Consider the following 21,017-nt stretch of genomic DNA (forward strand, 5'->3'; position numbering starts at 1 on the left):
CTGGTGATGTCTCCTAACCGTTATCAATGGGGGCACTCGGTTGTGCTGTGGGTAGAAATTATATTTCAACCTACCTTAGATGCTTGTCGTCGGGAGTATGACGTGAGGATGGGTTAGATGCCCATAATTTTATGTATGCCAGAAACTCTACCTATGGAGTTATAAAAATGACTCTATAGGTAGGGTTTTTGTTATTGCTACATATAGATAAAATAATATTATTTTGGAGGGCAAAATTTGAAAAAAGTAAGAAAAGCGATTATTCCAGCTGCTGGTCTTGGGACAAGGTTTTTACCAGCAACGAAAGCAATGCCGAAAGAAATGTTACCTATCGTCGATAAACCGACAATTCAATACATAGTAGAAGAAGCGATAGAATCAGGAATTGAAGACATTATTATTGTTACTGGAAAAGGAAAGCGTGCAATTGAAGATCATTTTGATCATTCTTTTGAATTAGAACAAAGCCTTTTAGAAAAAGGGAAGCACGACATGCTTGAGAAAGTACAAGCTTCTTCAAGAATTAATATTCATTACATAAGACAAAAAGAGCCAAAAGGTTTAGGACATGCGGTATGGTGTGCGCGTAAATTTATTGGGAATGAACCATTTGCGGTATTACTTGGTGATGATATTGTTCAAGCAGAAACGCCATGTTTACGTCAATTAATGGATCAATATGAAGGAACGCAATCATCTGTAATTGGTGTACAAACGGTGCCAGAAAATGAGACACATCGTTACGGTATTATCGATCCAACTGAACAAAATGACCGTCGTTATCAAGTGCGTCAATTTGTTGAAAAACCAGCACAAGGCACAGCACCATCTAATTTAGCGATTATGGGTCGTTATGTATTAACACCAGAAATTTTTATGTTCCTGGAGAACCAACAAACAGGTGCAGGTGGAGAAATTCAATTAACAGATGCGATTCAACGATTAAATGAAATTCAACGAGTATTCGCGTATGATTTTGAAGGAACTCGTTATGATGTTGGAGAGAAGTTTGGGTTTATTAAGACGACGATTGAGATGGCACTTCAAAATGAAGAATTGAAAGCAGATTTGATGAGATATATGGAAAAAATCGTAAAAAAAGAAGAGGCGCATTCATAAGAGAATTTCATTTTTTATTACCAACAAGATACTAGTTATATAAAGAAGGGAACAGGTATATTGAGTTATCGAAGACGGCTTCCATTATTAATTTTATTAGATTCATTTATTGTATTAACTGCCGTGTACTTAAGTTATTGGTTTATACATCCTAATATATTAAATAAAATTCCTACGACAGTAGTTATAAGTTCTATTACATTATTGTGTAGTCATCATATTTTTGCATCTATTTATAAGTTATATAACAAGGCTTGGGAGTACGCGAGCATTGGAGAATTAAAACAAATATTTAAAGCAATTACGTTATCGATTTTAGTAACAGCAATTGTTCAACAAATTATTAGTCATGACATTTATGTGCGTATTTTAGCCATTGCATGGATGCTACATATATTGCTAATCGGTGGCTCTCGCTTTATATGGCGTATGCTTCATGATACGTATACTACTAAAGCTATCGATAAAAAGCGTACACTGATTGTTGGGGCAGGTTCAGCAGGAACTATGGTGGTAAGACAATTGCAGCATAATAAGGAAGCAGATTTATATCCAATTGCGTTTGTTGATGATGATAGAAATAAGCAAAAATTAGAAATTTATAATGTGCCAGTTGTTGGTACGACAAATCATATTAAAGAAGTTGTTGAAGACAATGACATAGAACATATTATTATTGCTATTCCTTCTTTAAATAGAAATCAAATAAACGAGATTTTTGAGAAGTGTACAAAAACGAAGGCGAAGACTCAAATTGTACCGATGCTCGAAGATCTTTTAGATGGTAAAGTTTCTGTTAACGAATTCCGTGATGTACAAGTGGAAGATTTATTAGGAAGAGAACCTGTTCAGTTAGATGATGCTGGAATAGGGGAGAAAATTAATGATAAAACAATCTTGGTAACAGGTGCGGGTGGTTCGATTGGATCGGAGATTTGTCGTCAAATTTTAAAGTATAAGCCAGCTAAAATAGTACTTTTAGGGCATGGGGAAAATAGTATTTACCATATTGAAATGGAATTGCGAACAAAATATAAAGATAACATAGAAATTGTAACAGAAATTGCTGATGTACAAGATAGAAATAAAATGTTTGAGGTAGTAAAAAAACATCAACCTTTTATTGTGTATCATGCTGCTGCACATAAACATGTGCCACTGATGGAGCGTAACCCAGAAGAAGCTGTGAAAAATAATATTATCGGTACAAGGAATATTGCAGAGGCTGCGGATACATTTAAAGTAAATACATTTGTTATGGTGTCGACAGATAAAGCAGTAAATCCAACAAATGTAATGGGTGCAACAAAACGTGTTGCAGAAATGATTGTTCAGCACATGGCTATGGTAAGTAAAACAAGATTTGTAGTAGTTCGATTCGGAAATGTTTTAGGGAGTAGGGGGAGTGTAATTCCTTTATTTAAAAAACAAATTCAAAGAGGTGGGCCAGTTACAGTTACACACCCAGAGATTACTCGTTATTTTATGACAATTCCAGAGGCATCACGACTTGTGATTCAGGCAGGATCTTTGGCAAGAGGTGGAGAGCTATTTGTACTCGATATGGGGGAGCCTGTTAAAATTGCAGATTTAGCAAAGAATTTAATTCAGCTATCAGGTTACTCTGTTGAAGAAATTGGGATTGAGTTTAGTGGCTTAAGACCAGGAGAGAAGATGTATGAAGAGCTATTGAATGATAATGAAATCCATAAGGAACAAGTATTCCCTAAAATTCATATAGGAAAAGCTGTTTTAAAAGATTTTGAAGTCATTCAACAATTTATAGATGAGTTCGAACAGATGAGTAAAGAGAGTATTAGAGAAACTTTATTAGATTTCGCGAATAATAAAGTTGAAGTGAATAGTTAGATTTTAAATATGAGGTAGAGTATGAGTTTTGTGCCAAATATTTAAAATGAGATGGATGATTTTTGAAGATATGATATGTATTTTATAGAAATTTAATAAATGAAGTGAGGGAAATTAAATGATTGATACTAAGGTAAGAAATATCCCGTTTTCTCCACCAGACATTACAGAGGTAGAAATAGAAGAAGTTATAAAGGCAATGCAATCGGGTTGGATTACAACAGGACCTAGAACAAAAGAATTAGAAAAGAGAATTGCTGAATACATTGGTGTAAATAAAGCCGTTTGTTTAAACTCCGCTACAGCTGCAATGGAATTAACCCTACGTATTTTAGGAGTTGGACCGGGTGATGAGGTAATTACTTCAGCTTATACATATACAGCTTCAGCTTCTATTATAGAGCATGTGGGGGCGAAAATTATTTTAGTTGATACAGCTCCAGATTCTTTTGAGATGGATTACGAAAAACTTGCAGATGCAATTACTGAAAAAACAAAAGTAATTATTCCTGTTGATATTGCGGGGAAAATGTGTGATTACGATGCGATATATAGTGTAGTAGAAAGTAAGAGAGGGTTGTTTAAACCTAATAATATAATTCAAGGTCTATTTGATAGAATAATTGTAATGACTGATGCAGCTCACGCGTTTGGTGCTAAAAGACAAGGTCTGAAATGTGGACAAGTTGCTGATTTCACATGTTACTCTTTCCATGCTGTGAAGAATTTAACAACTGCAGAAGGTGGAGGCGTTGTGTGGCGAAATGATTTAGGTATGGATGATGAGTGGGTATATCAACAATTTATGTTATATAGCCTCCATGGACAATCTAAGGATGCCTTAGCGAAAACTCAGAAGGGTTCATGGGAGTATGATATTGTTTATCCAGCTTATAAATGTAATATGACGGATATTATGGCAGCAATTGGATTAGTTCAGTTGGATAGATATGAATCACTTATGAACAGACGTAGGGAAATCATCGGAATGTATGATAAAGAATTGCTACCTTATGGGGTTCAAATTTTACAACATTATGGAAATGATTTCGCCTCATCAGGGCATCTTTATTTAGTAAGAATACCTGGAATTGAAGAGTCTGAGAGAAATGAAATTATTATTAAGCTAGCGGAGATGGGAATTGCAAGTAATGTACATTATAAGCCATTACCTATGTTTACAGCATATAAAAATCTAGGATTTGATATCAAAGATTATCCTAATGCATTCGATATGTATAAAAATGAAATTACACTACCTCTGCACACGAGCTTAAAAAATGAAGAGGTGGATTATATTACGGGTATTTTTAAAGAAATTTTAAAGAATAGATAAAAGGGAGCTGTAAATATATGAAAAAAAGAGTTCTAATTTTAGGTGTTGCGGCTGTTCAGATGGATGCAATCTTAGAACTAAAAAAAATGGGATATGAAACTTATGCTTGCGCGATGGCTCAAGATGGACCTGGTGCGGAAGTAGCTGATCACTTTGTTGAAATAAATATTTTAGATTCAGAAGCAATCATTAATTATATTCAGGAAAATCAAATTTCTGTAGTTTACTCTACAGGTTCAGACTTAGCTATGCCGGTAGCATCTTCAATTAGTGAAAAATTACAAATTCCATATTTTGTATCAGAAGAAACGGCTCGTATATGTAATAATAAAGATTTAATGAGAAAAACCCTGGGTAATAATTTTAAAGGAAATGTAAGGTTCCAAGTTATAAAGAGTGAGGAAGATGAACTAGAATTAGAATTTCCTTTTATTTTAAAACCAGCTGACTCACAAGGGCAAAGGGGAGTAAAATTAGTTGAAAGTCAAGATGAATATTTAGAAAGCTATAAAATTGCCAAAGAATATTCTCGTTCAGGATTAGTAATATTAGAACAATATATTTCTGGCCCAGAACTTTCTGTAAATGGTTATCTTGTAAATGGAAAGGTAAAGTATTTAGTTGCCTCAGACCGAGAGACTTGGCTTGAATATACGGGGTTAATTCATAAACATATTGTCCCAACAATAAACCTTACTTCTAATGCTACAGATTTATTAAATGATATTGTAGAAACAGCATGTGCTAAATTGGAAATAAAGAATGGCCCTGTTTATGCCCAAATGAAATTGGAAGAGGGAATACCATATATTATTGAAATAACCCCTCGTTTAGATGGGTGTCATATGTGGAGTTTACTATCCTATTATAATGAAATTAATTTAATGAAACTTACATTCGAGCATTTATTAAATGGAGATACCTCTGAATTAGAAAAATTCAAAAATAATTCAAATGATAAATATGTTTTGGAATTTATTTGTCAAAAACCTAATACTGCAGCAGAGTATTCAACATTTGAAGATCAAATACAGAACTCTCTACACAGTTTCAACTATTATAAACAAGGAGATAATATCCGCCCAGTAAATGGGAAGTTAGATAAAATTGGTTACTTTATTTATAGGGACTAAATAAATTTTTATAAAGTAATTAAATACTACGGAAATATTATTTTTCATTTTTAAAACATGATATAGAGAGATGGAGATTAAAATGAAAGTAGCTGTTACAGGTGGAACTGGTTTTTTAGGTCAGTATGTTGTTGAGAGTATAAAAAATGATGGGAATACTCCTATCATTTTAACGAGAAGTATTAATAGTAAGGTGATAGGAGACTACGAATGTCGTGTTTCAGACTATACTAAGGAAGATTTGATAAAACAGTTGAATGATATAGATGCAGTGGTACATCTTGCGGCTACAAGAGGTAGTCAGGGAAAGGTATCTGAGTTTCATGATAATGAAATTTTAACACAAAATTTATACGATGCTTGTTATGAAAATAATATTGGTAATATTGTGTATGCATCTACGATATCAACGTACTCTGATGAAAAATCGCTCCCATGGAATGAGATGGAACTACCTTTACCTGACTTGATGTATGGTGTGAGTAAGTTAGCTTGTGAACATATTGGAAATATTTATTCCAGGAAAAAAGGGCTGTATATTAAAAATTTAAGATTTGCCCATCTATATGGTTTTAATGAGAAAAATAATTATATGATTAATAGATTTTTTAGACAAGCGTTTCACCGTGAACAATTAACTTTACATGCTAATGGTGTTGCAAAAAGGGAATTTTTATATGCAAAAGATGCAGCGAAAGCTGTAATTTATGCACTAAAGCAGGAAAAGCTTTCAGGGACTTTTAATATAGGTAGCGGGGATGCTTTAACAAATTATGAAGTTGCAAATACAATTAATAATGTATTTGGAAATGAAGATAACTTATTAGTGAAAGATCCTAATGCCAATGAAGGGATACATTCTTCTTATATGGATAGTAATAAGGCGAAGAAAATGTTGAATTTTTCACCAGATTATACTTTTGCTACAGCTGTAGAAGAAATATATACATTAATGCGGAGGTTAGATGATGTACCGTTATGGTATTAAACGTATTTTTGACATAATAGGTTCTTTGTTAGTACTTCCTTTTTTACTATTGATTATGATACCAGTTGTTATCATGATTAAGTTGGAAGATAAAGGACCTGTATTTTATAATGCTCCTAGATTAGGAAAAGGTATGAAAGAATTTCCGATGTATAAATTTCGTTCTATGAAAGTAAATGCACCGGATATTCGTAATGAAGATGGTAGTACATTTAACTCTGATAATGATCCGAGGGTAACTAAAATAGGACATATTTTAAGAAAAACAAGTATAGACGAACTCCCACAACTACTTAATGTATTGAAGGGTGATATGAGTTTTGTAGGACCAAGACCAAGCCCATTAGGGAATAAAGATATTTATCCAAAAGAATTTTTCAAAAAATTTGATGTCCGTCCTGGTATCACTGGCTATAATCAAGCAATATTAAGAAATAATTCTACAATGGAGCAGCGTGTAAAGAATGATGTTCATTATGTAGAAAATTTATCATTTATGTTGGATGTTAAGATTATATTTTTAACAGCGGTTTCTGTAGTGAATTCGAAAAATATAAACCGAAATAACGATGGAAAACAAAAGGCGGGAAATTAGTGAATAATTGCTTGATACTCTTAACCAACTACTATCCTTTTCATAAAGGAGAAGAATATTTAGAATCGGAAATAGAGTACCTATCTAAAAATTATAAAAAGATTTATATCATTTCCACGATGGTATCTAATGAAATGCAGCAAACTAGATCAGTTCCGGAGAATGCTGTAGTTTTGCCAATAGGAATCAAACATTCCATTAATGGAAAAGCAAAAATGGTTCTAAGACAATTTAGAACTATTAGTAAAGACAAAGTAAAAACAAAAATGATTAAAGAAGATTCAAAAGGAAATCTTTCACATAAATTGTACTGCTATTATTTTGAAAGTCGTGCAATGGATGTTTACGATCGCGTAGAGAACCAATTGAATGAGTATGATTTTGAACAGTATGATTCAATTACAGTGTATAGTTACTGGCTATATATTACTGCAAGAGTAGCAGTAGAACTAAAAAATAAATATTTTAAAGAAAACAATCCATATACTATTTCACGTGCACATAGATATGATTTATACGAAGATGCAGCTCCATTAAAGTATTTACCAGAACGGGATTACTTATTAAAATCCTTGGATGCAATTTATCCGTGTTCACAAGATGGTGTAGATGCTTTAAATAAGACGTATCCTGCATATAAAGAAAAGGTTAGTGTAGAAAGATTAGGGACAATCTCAACTAATGTACTTAGTAACACTATGAATGATAAGTTATATATTGTGAGCTGTTCTGTAGTACGCAAGGTAAAACGAATTGATTTACTAATACAAGCGTTAGTAGAATTAGAGAAAAAGAATATTCCATATTTTTGGACTCATATTGGTGGAGGTCCAGAATTTGAACGTATTAAAAAATTAGCACAAAGTAAACTTAATATGGAACAAGTTAAGTTTACAGGTTTTGTTAAAAATCAGGAAGTTTTAAACTGGTATAAAGAGAATCCAGCTACTGTTTTTGTTAATTTATCAGCCTCTGAAGGGGTACCTGTGGCAATTATGGAGGCAATATCTATGGGTCTTCCGGTTATTGCTACGGACGTTGGAGGTACGAGGGAAATTGTTGAAAGTGGTGAAAACGGATATCTATTAGATAAAGATTGTACGATTACAGAAATAGTTGAATCGTTTAATGAACTCCATAGAATGGATAGTGAGCAATATAAGAAAATGTGCGATAATGCATTAGAGATTTGGAAGGACAGAAGTAACGCTGAGGTTCTTTATTCTGAATTTGCTATTAAGCTTGGGAAGTCTAGTTCTGGGTCCCGGTAGATGTTATCTAAAATGATTATGTATAAATTTTATAGGAGGGTAATAGGACTTGCAAAAAATTATTCGTTATATAATTTTGTTTTTTGCTGTAAGTATGTTTGGCATAGGGGCCCTATTTTCAAATCTTAATATTCTTTTAATAGCTATTTGTGGTATGTTACTCCATAATTTATTATATTCTTGTGAGAAATTTAGTGAGAGAATTATATTTTTTGCTTTTAATAGCACATTTTTTACTTTTTTAGTAGCTAGGTTAGTAGTTAAGCCATTATTTGGTTATTATGATAAATATAATAATAATTATTATGGTTTAGACTTCGATGATGAAAAGGTAATATGGAATATTTTTATTAGTTTATTTTTCTGTTTGCTGTTTCTCTTTTTGGGATATGCACTAGTGAAGAATAATAGGGCTTATAAAGGTAAAAGGTCTAGGTTTTTTTCTGAGAATAACATTAAAAATATAGCTCTAGTAAGTAAATCATTATTTTACATTACGTATATTTTTAATGTTTTAGTGCTATGGGATAAAGCAAAATTTACAAATAATGTTGGTTATACTGAACTATATGCTTCATACACATCTTCATTTCCAATATGGATTACTAAGTTAGCTGAAATGTGTCCGACTGCATTATTTATATATCTAGGTACACTACCTACAAAAAAGAAATCTTTTATTCCTTTAATTTTATACGTTCTATTAGGGTGCTTATCATTAGCAGTAGGGCAGAGAAATAATTTTGTTCTAAATATATTGATAGTTCTAGTATATCTTTGTCTGCGAAATTATACTGATAAAAAGGAAAAATGGTTTGGGAAAAAAGAGATAACTGCTTGTATTTGTGCGTTGCCTTTTATGATTTTGTTATTAAATGCAGTTTCGTATTTACGCATGGACAATTCGGTAGAACACTCATTTTCAGATGGTATAATTGAATTTTTCTATGCTCAAGGTGTAAGTGTCAATTTGATTGGTTATGCTCAAACGTTAGCTAGTCAACTGCCTGAGGGGAAAATATATACTATTGGGAGACTTATAGATTTTATTAATAGTAACGCCATAACTCAATTTTTGATAGATGTACCAAAATATGTACCTCAAAGCCTGGACTCCGCATTATATGGTAATAACCTTGCGGAAAGAGTTTCATACATTTTAAGTCCTAATAGATACTTGAACGGATGGGGATACGGATCAAGTTACGTATCCGAACTATATAAAGATTTTAGTTATCTCGGTATAATTATCGGGAACTTTGTTTTAGGGATTATTTTAGGATTGATGAATAAATTGTTTAGAACGGGTATCTTAGGTGCCTGGATGTGTCTATCTATGACTCGATTACTACTTTATGCACCACGAGATACTTTTACATCATTTATTGTATCCACATTTAGTTTAATAAATATTTTAACTGTATGCTTAATTTTATTAGGGTCAATAATACTATCTGGTAAAAAGCAAAAAAGAGCCCAAACGACAATGTAGTAGTATCAGATATGAACTTTGGGTAAAATTCATAGGAAAGAGGTTTAAAATGTTAATTTCTCTTATCGTTCCTATATATAATGTTGAAGGGTTCTTACCAAGATGCTTAGATAGCATTATAAAACAAGAATATCAAAATTTAGAAATTGTATTGGTGAATGATGGATCTACAGATCGGAGTGGATTGATTTGCGACCAATATGTGGAAAAAGATGAGCGTTTTATTGTTTTTCATAAAGATAATGGAGGAGTTTCCTCTGCGAGAAATGTAGGATTAAATAAGGCAAATGGAAATTATATTGGTTTTGTAGATCCAGATGATTGGATAGGGCCCAATATGATTAGTAAGCTATATGAATTAATTATTCAGCACAAAGCAGATATCGCCATGTGTGGTTATGTTAAAGAAGATGTACATGGCCTACCACTAAGCAGACCTGGTGAATTAAGCACAAAAATTTTAAATAAGGAAGAAACATTAAATTCTATTCTTAATCCAAATGGTTTTAGAGGTTTTTTATGTAATAAACTTTTTTCAGCAGATTTATTTCATAAAAAAACAATATACTTTGATGAAGATATACATTTTTGTGAAGATTTATTATTTTGTTGTCAAGCAATTTTAAACTCTAAACAAGTTGTATATGATTCTACTCCATATTATCATTATATAATTCACAATAGTAATGCTTCTAAATCAAATTTTAGTCTGAAAAAGCTAACGGCTCTTGATTCTTTGGAGGATATTGTAAACTTACTTAATGATCAAAAGGGCATTGAATTAGAGCAATATAAAAATTACTATATGCATTTAAATATTAGTTTATTAATGAATGGTATTCACGAAGGAAAGATTAGAAGGCAAGACAAAGAAAGATTGAAGAAAAATCTTTTTAAATTTGAAATTAGTGATTTAACTAGTAAATTTGTTAAGTTTTCTTGTGTACTTGCTAGATTAAATCTTAATCTATATTATTTTATTTGGAAGAATGTTAAAACAAACAAATAAAATATAGAAATTCAGTCAATAATACAATATTTGAATTGATTTTAAGATTTTTTTGAATAGTAGTCCTTTAGAGGGCTACTGTTTTATGATTTCAGGGTTCAATATGTTTTGCTGAATATATTTAGAAAATAATTCAAATTAACTATTTAGTGGATTTTAGGAATTAAACAATTTAGGTAATGTTCAGCTATATACGCTATTGCGTAGGATTAAAGAGGTAATCAAATGAACTACAAAGTGAAAAAAATTGCTCGTAATTTTTCTTATACATTTATTGCTAATATTTTGTCCATAATTATTTCCACTGTGCTGCTTTTAATTGTTCCCAGATTTATTGGTATTAGTGATTATGGATATTGGCAACTGTATATTTTTTATTCTTCATATATCTCATATATGTCTTTAGGTTTAACAGATGGTGCATATCTACGTTATGGAGGCTGGGAGTATAGCGATTTACGTAAGCCTATTTTTGTTTCACAGTATTGGTTTCTAGTTGTTTTTGATCTTATTGTGAATTCTGCAATCTTCTTATATTACATTTCAGTTGCAACAGATACAAGTAAAACTGTTGTCGTAGCATTAACTTGTTTAACTGGAGTATTAGTGGTTCCACGTTCATTGTTGACATTTATGCTACAAGCGACAAATCGAATTAAAGAGTTTTCTATTATTATTATTTTAGAACGAATTATTTATTTTGTATTAGTTATAGTATTTCTAATGAATGGAATTAAACAGTTTGAATATCTTATTTTTGCGGATATTATTGGAAAGGTTTCTTCAATAATTTATTCATTTTTCGTTTGTAGGGAGTTAGTGTTTGGGAAGTTTGAATCTATTAAAATAAGTACTAGAGAGATATATGTAAATATATCTGTTGGGAGTAAATTATTATTTGCTAATTTTGCGAGCCTGCTTATTATTGGTATTGTACGTTTTTTTATTGAGAGTAATTGGAGCATTGAAATATTCGGTAAAGTGTCATTAACTTTAAGTATCGCCAATATGTTGCTGCTGTTCATTAATGCAATAGCAGTAGTTTTATTCCCTGTTTTACGTCGTACATCGCAAGAAAATCTACCTTTTATTTATAAAACTATGAGAACTACAATTATGATACCATTAGTAGGACTTTTAGTTTTTTATTATCCAGCCAAGGTAATCCTATCAGCGTGGTTACCACAATACACTGATAGTTTAGATTATATGGCCTTACTATTTCCGATGTGTTTGTATGAAAGTAAAATGTTATTGCTAATTAATACATATTTAAAGACACTTCGTAAAGAGAAATGGATGTTAATAATAAATTTAATTACTGTAGCTATGAGTTTAGTATTAACATGTATAAGTGTATTTCTATTAAATAGTTTAAATTTAACAATTTTATGTATAATATTGTTATTAGCATTTAGATGTATTATTGCTGAAATTTATTTAGCAAGGTTTTTGAACATTAAAGTTAAGAAAGATATTATATTAGAGGTAATTATAACAATAATTTTCATTGTTATATCGTGGTATTTAAGTGTTATATCAGCCTTATTTATTTATTTGGCAGTATATGCAATTTACTTAATGATTAAGAAAAATGATATAATTGATGTATGGCGTAATATTAAAATACTCATTAAATCTAAATAATAAATCAGATTTTCAGAAAATCTTTGATTACAAAAACCTTACCTAGGGTATTTTTAGGTAAACTTAGTAACGTATTTTAATATAGTCAATTTAAAAAGGGCATGTAGAAAAAATAGGTGGCTAAGTGGAAAGAAGGATAAATGATGAAAAAGAAAATCCTGTTTTGGATATTAGGAATCATAGGAGTGTTAATTATAGGTGGGGGAGTCTACGCTTATAATATATATTCTTCTGTTTCAAAAACGTTAGATGAAGTTCATAAGCCGTTGAAACGTGATGGAAATAATAAACAAGAAGAAAAAATTAATAAATCTGAACCGGTTTCAATCCTATTACTAGGAGCAGATGAACGTGGTGATGATAAAGGCCGTTCAGATTCTTTAATGGTTATTACTTTAAATCCTAAAAATAATTCTATGAAGACTGTAAGTATTCCTCGTGATACGTATACGGAAATCGTTGGAAAAGGTAAAAGTGATAAAATCAACCATGCTTACGCATTTGGTGGTGTAGACATGTCTGTAGCGACAGTAGAAAAATTCTTGAATGTTCCTATTAATTACTATGTTGAAGTGAATATGGAAGGTTTTAAAGATATTGTCGATGCAGTTGGCGGTGTAGATGTAAATAATGATTTAGAATTTACACAAGATAAGCATCATTTTGCTAAAGGTAATATTCATTTAACAGGTGAAGAAGCACTATCATTCACACGTATGCGCTATGAGGATCCACGAGGCGACTTCGGACGCCAAATGCGTCAACGTCAAGTGATGCAGGCTGTTATTAAGAAAGGCGCAAGCTTCTCTTCTCTAGCTAGCTATGGAGATGTACTTACAGCAATTCAAAAGAACGTGAAGACAAACTTAACGCAAGATCAAATGTTTGATATGCAAAAGAATTATAAAAATTGTCTGCAGAACAGTGAGGATATCCAAATCCCAGGTGACGGTCACAAAGCCGCTGATGGTATTTGGTACTACTATGTTCCAGATGCAGCAAAGCAAGATTTAACGAATAAGTTAAGAGCACATCTTGAAGTGACTAAGTAATATGTAATGACCCAACTCCTTTGGAAGGAGTTGGGTTTATTTTTGCATGAATTTATATTAGTATTATATATTGTGAGATTAATAGATGAGGTGAATCGATGAATAAGAAATCAGTTCTTGTCCTGTTTATTTTTGTACTGTTTGTTGCTTCGGTTGTGAGCGGTAAATTGTATTGGAATAAGAAGATTGCGAATGCAACAGGGCAAACGAGTGAAGTAACGAAGACAAAGGCTGAAGTGAAAGATAGCGGAGCGAAGAAAGAAGAGAAAAAAGAAGATGCAAAGGCATCTTTTAATGAAGCGTACGCAAAGAACTTGCCAGATGCAGTGAAAGAGAAGTTAAAGAAAGCTGCTCAGGATAAAAAGGCAGTAAATCTTGTTATTGTTGGTGATGAAGCTTCTTCATCTGAAAAAGATGCTTGGGCAGCTAAGTTTACGGCTAATTTAGAAGCTGCTTACGGTAAAGGTTTATGGAATGTGACGGTAAAGGAATATAAGGGTGAAAGTACAGAGGAATTAATCACGAATAAACGTGATAAAGAGATTGCTAAAGAAAATCCAGATGTAATTTTATTTGAGCCACCATTTATTACTGATAATGGAAAAACTGGTAATGGAAATTCTGTAGCGAGTACACAGAAGTTTGTGCAAGCACTTTCTACTAGTGCAAAAGGCGCTACAATTATGATTCAACCATCAAACCCGGTGTATGGTGCGAAGAATTATCCGAAAGCAATTGAAGCATTAAAGCAGTTCGCTACGCAAAATAGTTATACATATGTTGATCATTGGACAGCTTGGCCTGATGCAGCAACGAAAGCAATTTTACCATACTTACAAACAGAGTTCGGTTTCCCAAGTGCAAAAGGGCATGAAGTTTGGGCGCAGTATGTAACGGATTATTTTGTAGCTAAGTAATGAAGGGTATATAAAAGGTATACGAGTAATCGTATACCTTTTATATTAGTAAAGTAATTAAGAAACCCTAGTAAATATGTGGGAGGAAAACAATGAATTCAATCTTAATCTGCGGCGGAGCGGGCTATATCGGTTCTCACGCTGTTAAAAAACTAGTGGATGAAGGTTTATCTGTTGTAGTAGTAGATAACTTACAAACTGGTCATGAAGATGCAATTACGGAAGGTGCGAAGTTTTATAATGGCGACCTTCGTGATAAAGCATTTTTAAGAGATGTTTTTAAACAAGAGAATATCGAGGCGGTTATGCATTTTGCAGCTGATTCTTTAGTTGGAGTTAGTATGGAGAAGCCTCTTCAATATTATAATAACAATGTGTATGGTGCACTTTGCCTGCTAGAAGTAATGGATGAGTTTAAAGTAGATAAGTTTATTTTCTCTTCTACTGCGGCAACTTATGGTGAGGTAGATGTAGACCTTATTACTGAGGAAACGATGACAAATCCGACGAATACGTACGGAGAGACGAAGTTAGCGATTGAGAAGATGCTTCATTGGTATAGCCAAGCTTCAAATTTAAGATATAAGATTTTCAGATACTTTAATGTAGCTGGCGCAACGCCAAGTGGTATTATTGGGGAAGATCACCGTCCAGAGACACATTTAATTCCTCTTGTGCTACAAGTGGCGCTAGGTCAACGTGAGAAGATTATGATGTTTGGTGATGATTATAATACACCAGATGGTACTTGTATCCGTGATTATATTCATGTTGAAGATTTAGTGGCAGCTCATTTCTTAGGGCTTAAGGACCTGCAAAATGGTGGAGAGAGTGATTTCTACAACTTAGGAAATGGTAATGGCTTTAGTGTAAAAGAAATCGTTGATGCAGTTCGTGAAGTTACGAATCATGAGATTCCAGCGGAGATGGCACCACGCCGTGCGGGAGATCCAGCACGCTTAGTAGCTTCTTCTCAAAAGGCGAAAGAAAAGTTAGGATGGAATCCTGAGTATGTAAATGTGAAGACAATTATCGAGCATGCGTGGGATTGGCATCAGAAGAAACCTAATGGGTATGAGAAATAAGTTTAATAAATGAGAGAGGGTACTGTCGTTCAACATATGTTCGACAATACCCTCTCTTTTTTTGTCTTATTTTTGCTATACTAAACTGTACTATAATACAGGATGGAAGGAGGAGAATGATGAAAATACTTGTAGTAGATGATGAATCGAGTATTCGTAATTTGATTCGGATGCAGTTAGAGATGGAAGGGTATGAAGTATTGACGGCGGCTGATGGGAGAGAAGCTTTAGAGAGATGGAATGAGCAGCCGGATGTACTTATTTTAGATGTGATGCTTCCTGATACGGATGGGTATGAGTTGTTACGTTTATTCAGAGAGAAGGAGCGTGATATTCCGGTGCTTATGTTGACAGCGAAGAGTCAGATGAATGATAAGTTACTTGGTCTTCAGCTTGGAGCTGATGATTATGTGACGAAGCCTTTTAATTATGCGGAGCTTATTCTTCGGGTGAAGAATATGGCGCGGCGCGTGAAGAAGAAGGAGGTTCCTTTAAATCATGAGGTGATTGGGGCTGGTGATTTACTTATTTGTCCAAAGGAACGAAAGCTTCATGTGAGTGGGCAGGAGATTCAGTTAACGTACCGAGAGTTCAATTTATGTCAGTTGTTTGTTTCGAATCCGCAGCGTGTATTTATGAGGGATGAGTTACTCGAGAAGGTATGGGGGTTTGAGTATATCGGAAATACGAGAGCGGTTGATATTATGGTGCAGAGACTGCGAAAGAAGCTCGGTGCGAGCGGAGAGTATATTAAGACAATTTATGGTGTAGGTTATAAGCTTGATTGCTAAAAGGTGATGATATGTCTTTAAAACGAAATATGGTGTTTGGAATAGTCGGATTGTTGATTCCAATTCTTGTTCTTTTATATGCGGTTGTTTATATTGCACTGGAGAAGAATGTGTATCATAATGCGGCAGATTCCTTAGAAAAGTTAAGTGTGGAAGCACAAATTTATACGATGAATTATTTAGAGAAGGAAGCAGAAGTAGAGACGTTAGGTCCTAATTCGCTTTTAATTGCTTCGTATTTAGCGAAGCGAATGGATGTCCGGGTGCAGATGATTGGGAAGAATGGAGATGTTGTTGCAGATACACAAAAGGGAGCGTTACTTCATCGGAATATTGACATTGAGAGTTCTTTGAAGGGAAAGAAATCGTATGTTTTCGAGGAGGGAGACCCAGCTCCAATTCTTTTGTTTTCAAGTCCGGTTTATTATGGAAACGATGTCATTGGAAGTATTCGTTTTATAAATGAGTTAACGGATGAGAAGGAAGTTTTAACAAATGTGAGTTGGACGTTTTTAATGACGTCGCTTTGTTTAGTAGCTGCTGGTATTTTCTTTGCGATTCGTTTGGCGAAGTCTCTTCATAAACCAATTGATCAGTTAAGGCAAATGGCATATCGGCTTGCGAATGGAGATTATGAAAGTAAGATTGAGTTGAATGAGTATGTGGAAATTGCGCAGCTTTCAGCGTCCTTTAATGCGATGGCTGATGGGATTGAGCTGCATATTAAGCAGCTGAAGGAAGAGAAAGAGAAACAGAAAGATTTCTTGGACCGCATTACGCATGAGCTGAAAACACCGCTTACGGCAATTATCGGTTATGTAGATTTAATTCCGAAGTTGCAGTCGAAGGAGGATGTGCAGGAGAGCCTCCGTTATGTGTCTGTAGAAAGTGAGCGTCTATTATCACTTGTAGAGGAATTACTTAAGTCTTCAAAGTACGGGAAGAGTACGTTTGAAGTGTCACCTACAGTCGTGAATATTAAAGAATTGGCAGAAGAAGCGGTTTCGATTGTGAAACTCAGGTTGCAGCAGTTTGAAATTGAAGTTATGAATGAGTTAATGGAAGTACACGTCGTTGCGGATTTTGATAAGACGAAGCAAATATTCTTGAATGTACTTGATAATGCGATTAAATATAGTGATGCTACGCAAGTTCGTATGAATGTAATTATAAATGAGCAGGAAGCGAAAGTTTTTGTTCATGATGACGGTATTGGTATGGATGAAGGTGTGCTTGCAGAATGGAATGAGTCTTCGGAAGGTAAGGTGCTTCCTTCAAGTTACGGGAATGGCTATGGCTTATACATTTGTCAGGAGATTATGAAGAAGCAAGGCGGAAGTATGCGAATTGAGAGTAGTGAAGAAATGGGAACTACAATATGCATTACATTTTTACTTCCGAGACGGATGGAAGACATAAAAAACTTGAAAGCGGTTAAATGATACATTTATGAAACAATTATGCGGTATTTTCGAAACAACGTTTTTTTATCTTGGAGGTAGGCAGAAATGAAAAGGCTATCATTTCAAATTCTTATGTTTGTCTTTTGTATGATCGTTTCTCTTATTTTGTTTTATGTTATTGAGAAGCAAATATATAATCGAATTACAATTGTGGATGACAAACAAGCCGTTTTACAAAGAGTGAATGAATCCCTTCCTACTGAAGTGAAAGTAAGGCATGAGAAGTGGGGAGAAATTGTTGTAACGGATGAAGTTCGTTTGCATACGATTGTTTCATTCTTTGACCGAATTCGAATAGAACCGAGAGAAGCGAGGAATCAAGAACAAGTATTTACTGGAGAAGTAACGTACTTGAATGGACATAAACGTACTTTTGCAGTAGGTGACTTGTTCCAGTACGAGGCTAATGTATACGGAAAGAATGGTACGGATCCGATGATCTCAGCATTTCAAACGTATTTGTTAAGTCTGTATTATACACCAGAGCGCATTAGTAATTTCTTTGCGGAGGCAAAGGAAGTTGTAGTGAGGCAAGGGGATGTAATACGTACTATAGATCTTACGCAAATATTTGATTCTATTCGATACGCAAAGCAAATTACAGATTACGGAGAAATTCAGAAATTATTACAATCACAGAATGAGCCGATTGCTTATATTACTGCCTATAAAACAGGCAAACGTGTAAAGAATGAGCGGGAGGATATTCTAACTATTTCTGTGTATCCATCGTATTTTGTTGTGCAATATCTCGGTGATAATAACGGGAATGTCATGTATATGAAGGGCTCCCTAGCAGAATTCCTTGTAAAGGAGAATGTGTCATGAGAAAGATAGCCTTTTTCTTCTTTTTGCTAGTAATCGGAGGAGCGATGTCTAGTTGCTCTCGAGATACAACCTCTATTAAATATAATAAAAGTGGTCTCCCTATTTTGGATGATCGTCATCTCGTTGCGTATGTAGCAGCCCGCGAGGAAGTTGGTGAAGCTTTGCTTTCGTCATTTTGTAAACAACGCGGGTGTACATATGAATTTATTCGCCTATCGACAGAAGAACTTCTTCGGAGAGTTGAAGAGGAAGCTGGAAATCCGAAGGCGGATATTATTATTGGCGGTACAGTAGATGCGCATCAAATGATGAAGCAAAAGAACCTTTCTATTCCTGTTACGACCCAGCATGCGAATCGTATTTCAAAGACTGTTAAAGATAAAGATGGTTATTGGTACGGTTATGAAGTGGAGAAACTAGCAATTGCGATTAATAAAGAGCGGTGGAATGAAGAAATAGCGCCGCTCGGTCTTCCGTATCCATCAAGGTGGCAAGATTTATTAGATCCGGTATATACGGGTAAGATTGCAATGCCTGATCCGAATGTTTCTGGTACAGCATATACTTTGTTTCAAGCACTTATTGATACTTTAGGTGAAAGAGAAGCGAAAGAGTATGTTAAGAATCTTGCAAGGCAAGTTGGTGAAGTAACGGTGAATGGTTATATGCCCGCAGAACTAGTTGCGAGCGGTGAATATATGGTAGGCATCAATTTTATGGGAGATCAGAGAATGCTTCAAAAACGAGGCTTTCCTATTTTAAGTAACGAACCTGAGCAAACAGGGTTGTCCGTTAATGCGATTTCGAAACTAAAGCGTGCACCGAGTGGTATTATTGCGGATTTATTTATTGATTATTGTTTATCGGAAGAAGCGGGGCATATTTTAGAAAAAGTTTCGTTTGGCGTACCGACGATGTTTGCGAAGAATGAGAAAGAAATAGAAGGACAGCCGGTTAGAAGGGCAAACCAAAATATATCAAATAGCGGAATAATCGAGATATGGAATAGACAGCGTCTCTCTCAGAAGTGAGAAAAGGAGACGGAAATATATGTTTAAATGGCTTAAGCCAGCACCTGCAATTGAGAGATTACCAGCGGATATGATCGCTAAAGTATATACATTACTGCGTATTCGTGTGCTAATGGGAATTTCAGTTGGGTATGCTGCTTATTATTTAGTGCGCAGTAACTTTACGTTATCAAGTACGTATTTAGTACAAGAATATGGTTTTAGTACAGCTGAAATTGGATTGCTAGGTTCAGTAATGGCAATTGTTTATGGGTTCAGTAAGTTCTTTATGGGGAATTTATCCGATAAAGCTTTCGCCCAGCGCTTTATCGCAGTCGGATTATTCTTATCAGGGCTTGTAAATATTTGCTTCGGTTTTGCATCTTCATTTGGGATGATTGTTACATTACTTGTCTTAAATGGTATTGTACAAGGTATGGGAGCACCACCTTGTAGTATCGTTATGACGAAATGGTTCTCGAAGAAAGAACGTGGTACGAAAACAGGTATTTGGAATATTTCACATAACGTTGGTGGAATGCTAGTGCCACCACTTGTTGGAATTGGTGTAGGTATTTTTGGTGAAAATCATTGGCAAGGCGGCGTGTTTATTTTCCCAGCGATTATCGCAATGGTAATTTCAGTTCTTGTTTGGATTAATGCGAAGGATACACCAGAATCTGAAGGTCTTCCTCCAATTGATGAGTATCGTAATGATTATGAAAATCTTGAAAAAGCAGATAATGCTAATAAGATGTCACCAAAAGAAATTTTGATGAAATATGTAGTGACAAATAAGTTCGTTTGGTATTTATGTATTGCAAATGCATTTGTTTATTTAATTCGTTTCGGTGTTATTAACTGGGTTCCGCTGTATTTAACAACAGTTAAAGGTTTTTCAAAAAATGAAGCACATGCTGCATACGCGATTTTTGAAGGGATGGCGATTCCAAGTTCATTAATCGTTGGTCTTTTAAGTGATAAGTTATTTAAAGGAAAACGTATGCCATTATGTATTATGAGTATGGCTGGTGTTGTTGTTGGTACAGTTGTATATTGGCAAGCATCTAGCGTACTTGTTGTAAGTATTGCAGTTTCTATTATCGGATGTTTAATTTACGTACCACAGTTCTTAATCGGTTTAAGTGCGATGGAATTAGTACCGAAATTTGCAGTAGGTACAACAGTTGGTATGTGTGGTCTGTTCGGTTATGTAGGCGGAAGTCTTGTAGCAAACGCAGCAATTGGTGTTATTGTTGACCGTTCTGGCTGGGATGGCTGCTTCATCTTACTATTAGCAGGCGGTATTTTATCAACAGTATTCTTATTTATCGTTCAACGTGGGCATGAGAGAAAAGGTCCTAAAGTGGCGTAATAGTTTATATAGAAAAGCTATCCAATTATTATTTTGG

18 protein-coding genes are annotated in these 21,017 nt (G+C 34.1%); all 18 read left to right on the forward strand.

Annotated elements, in window-relative coordinates:
- Positions 1 to 237 precede the first annotated feature (237 nt).
- Positions 238 to 1,119: a UTP--glucose-1-phosphate uridylyltransferase BpsC gene (bpsC, locus tag ABH955_RS18560; RefSeq protein WP_404491449.1), complete on the forward strand. Its 882-nt coding sequence runs from the start codon at positions 238 to 240 to the stop codon at positions 1,117 to 1,119.
- A 60-nt stretch (positions 1,120 to 1,179) separates the two neighbouring features.
- Positions 1,180 to 2,988, forward strand: coding sequence for a polysaccharide biosynthesis protein (locus ABH955_RS18565; RefSeq protein WP_002144772.1), 1,809 nt, complete (start codon positions 1,180 to 1,182; stop codon positions 2,986 to 2,988).
- 118 nt (positions 2,989 to 3,106) lie between these two features.
- Positions 3,107 to 4,324: a DegT/DnrJ/EryC1/StrS family aminotransferase gene (locus tag ABH955_RS18570; RefSeq protein ID WP_002144773.1), complete on the forward strand. Its 1,218-nt coding sequence runs from the start codon at positions 3,107 to 3,109 to the stop codon at positions 4,322 to 4,324.
- Positions 4,325 to 4,341: 17 nt separating this feature from the next.
- Positions 4,342 to 5,457 (forward strand): ATP-grasp domain-containing protein, encoded by a 1,116-nt coding sequence (locus tag ABH955_RS18575; protein ID WP_404491451.1) that lies wholly within the window; start codon positions 4,342 to 4,344, stop codon positions 5,455 to 5,457.
- Between the two features lie 82 nt (positions 5,458 to 5,539).
- Entirely contained in the window at positions 5,540 to 6,445 is a 906-nt protein-coding gene (locus ABH955_RS18580; protein WP_002144775.1) for an NAD-dependent epimerase/dehydratase family protein, read from the forward strand.
- Positions 6,426 to 7,040 (forward strand): sugar transferase, encoded by a 615-nt coding sequence (locus ABH955_RS18585; RefSeq protein ID WP_002144777.1) that lies wholly within the window; start codon positions 6,426 to 6,428, stop codon positions 7,038 to 7,040. The genes ABH955_RS18580 and ABH955_RS18585 overlap by 20 nt, the downstream gene beginning before the upstream one ends.
- Positions 7,040 to 8,311, forward strand: a complete 1,272-nt coding sequence (locus ABH955_RS18590) for a glycosyltransferase (RefSeq protein ID WP_002144779.1) — start codon at positions 7,040 to 7,042, stop codon at positions 8,309 to 8,311. Before ABH955_RS18585 ends, ABH955_RS18590 begins: the two co-directional genes overlap by 1 nt.
- 49 nt (positions 8,312 to 8,360) lie before the next feature.
- The gene (locus ABH955_RS18595; protein ID WP_002144780.1) at positions 8,361 to 9,803 is read left to right on the forward strand and encodes an O-antigen polysaccharide polymerase Wzy family protein; all 1,443 of its coding nucleotides are present in this window, start codon (positions 8,361 to 8,363) and stop codon (positions 9,801 to 9,803) included.
- Between the two features lie 49 nt (positions 9,804 to 9,852).
- The gene (locus ABH955_RS18600; protein ID WP_404491452.1) at positions 9,853 to 10,812 is read left to right on the forward strand and encodes a glycosyltransferase; all 960 of its coding nucleotides are present in this window, start codon (positions 9,853 to 9,855) and stop codon (positions 10,810 to 10,812) included.
- Positions 10,813 to 11,037: 225 nt separating this feature from the next.
- Positions 11,038 to 12,459, forward strand: a complete 1,422-nt coding sequence (locus tag ABH955_RS18605; RefSeq protein WP_002144783.1) for a lipopolysaccharide biosynthesis protein — start codon at positions 11,038 to 11,040, stop codon at positions 12,457 to 12,459.
- Positions 12,460 to 12,602: 143 nt separating this feature from the next.
- Positions 12,603 to 13,511 carry a polyisoprenyl-teichoic acid--peptidoglycan teichoic acid transferase TagU gene (gene tagU, locus ABH955_RS18610; RefSeq protein WP_404491453.1) on the forward strand — a complete coding sequence of 303 codons (909 nt, stop codon included), beginning with the start codon at positions 12,603 to 12,605 and terminating at the stop codon, positions 13,509 to 13,511.
- A gap of 98 nt (positions 13,512 to 13,609) precedes the next feature.
- Positions 13,610 to 14,428 carry an SGNH/GDSL hydrolase family protein gene (locus tag ABH955_RS18615; RefSeq protein ID WP_404491454.1) on the forward strand — a complete coding sequence of 273 codons (819 nt, stop codon included), beginning with the start codon at positions 13,610 to 13,612 and terminating at the stop codon, positions 14,426 to 14,428.
- 92 nt (positions 14,429 to 14,520) lie between these two features.
- Positions 14,521 to 15,513 (forward strand): UDP-glucose 4-epimerase GalE, encoded by a 993-nt coding sequence (gene galE / locus ABH955_RS18620; protein WP_404491456.1) that lies wholly within the window; start codon positions 14,521 to 14,523, stop codon positions 15,511 to 15,513.
- Positions 15,514 to 15,632: 119 nt separating this feature from the next.
- On the forward strand, positions 15,633 to 16,304 hold the full coding sequence (locus ABH955_RS18625) for a response regulator transcription factor (RefSeq protein ID WP_002166430.1): 672 nt from the start codon (positions 15,633 to 15,635) through the stop codon (positions 16,302 to 16,304).
- Positions 16,305 to 16,315: 11 nt separating this feature from the next.
- On the forward strand, positions 16,316 to 17,746 hold the full coding sequence (locus tag ABH955_RS18630; RefSeq protein WP_404491457.1) for a HAMP domain-containing sensor histidine kinase: 1,431 nt from the start codon (positions 16,316 to 16,318) through the stop codon (positions 17,744 to 17,746).
- A 66-nt stretch (positions 17,747 to 17,812) separates the two neighbouring features.
- Positions 17,813 to 18,595 (forward strand): DUF3919 family protein, encoded by a 783-nt coding sequence (locus ABH955_RS18635; protein ID WP_219300894.1) that lies wholly within the window; start codon positions 17,813 to 17,815, stop codon positions 18,593 to 18,595.
- The gene (locus ABH955_RS18640) at positions 18,592 to 19,626 is read left to right on the forward strand and encodes an ABC transporter substrate-binding protein (protein ID WP_404454687.1); all 1,035 of its coding nucleotides are present in this window, start codon (positions 18,592 to 18,594) and stop codon (positions 19,624 to 19,626) included. Before ABH955_RS18635 ends, ABH955_RS18640 begins: the two co-directional genes overlap by 4 nt.
- 19 nt (positions 19,627 to 19,645) lie before the next feature.
- Positions 19,646 to 20,980, forward strand: coding sequence for an MFS transporter (gene pgtP / locus ABH955_RS18645; RefSeq protein WP_002139072.1), 1,335 nt, complete (start codon positions 19,646 to 19,648; stop codon positions 20,978 to 20,980).
- Positions 20,981 to 21,017: the final 37 nt, after the last annotated feature.

Source organism: Bacillus sp. RC240 (genome assembly GCF_044907945.1).
Classification (GTDB): domain Bacteria; phylum Bacillota; class Bacilli; order Bacillales; family Bacillaceae_G; genus Bacillus_A; species Bacillus_A mycoides.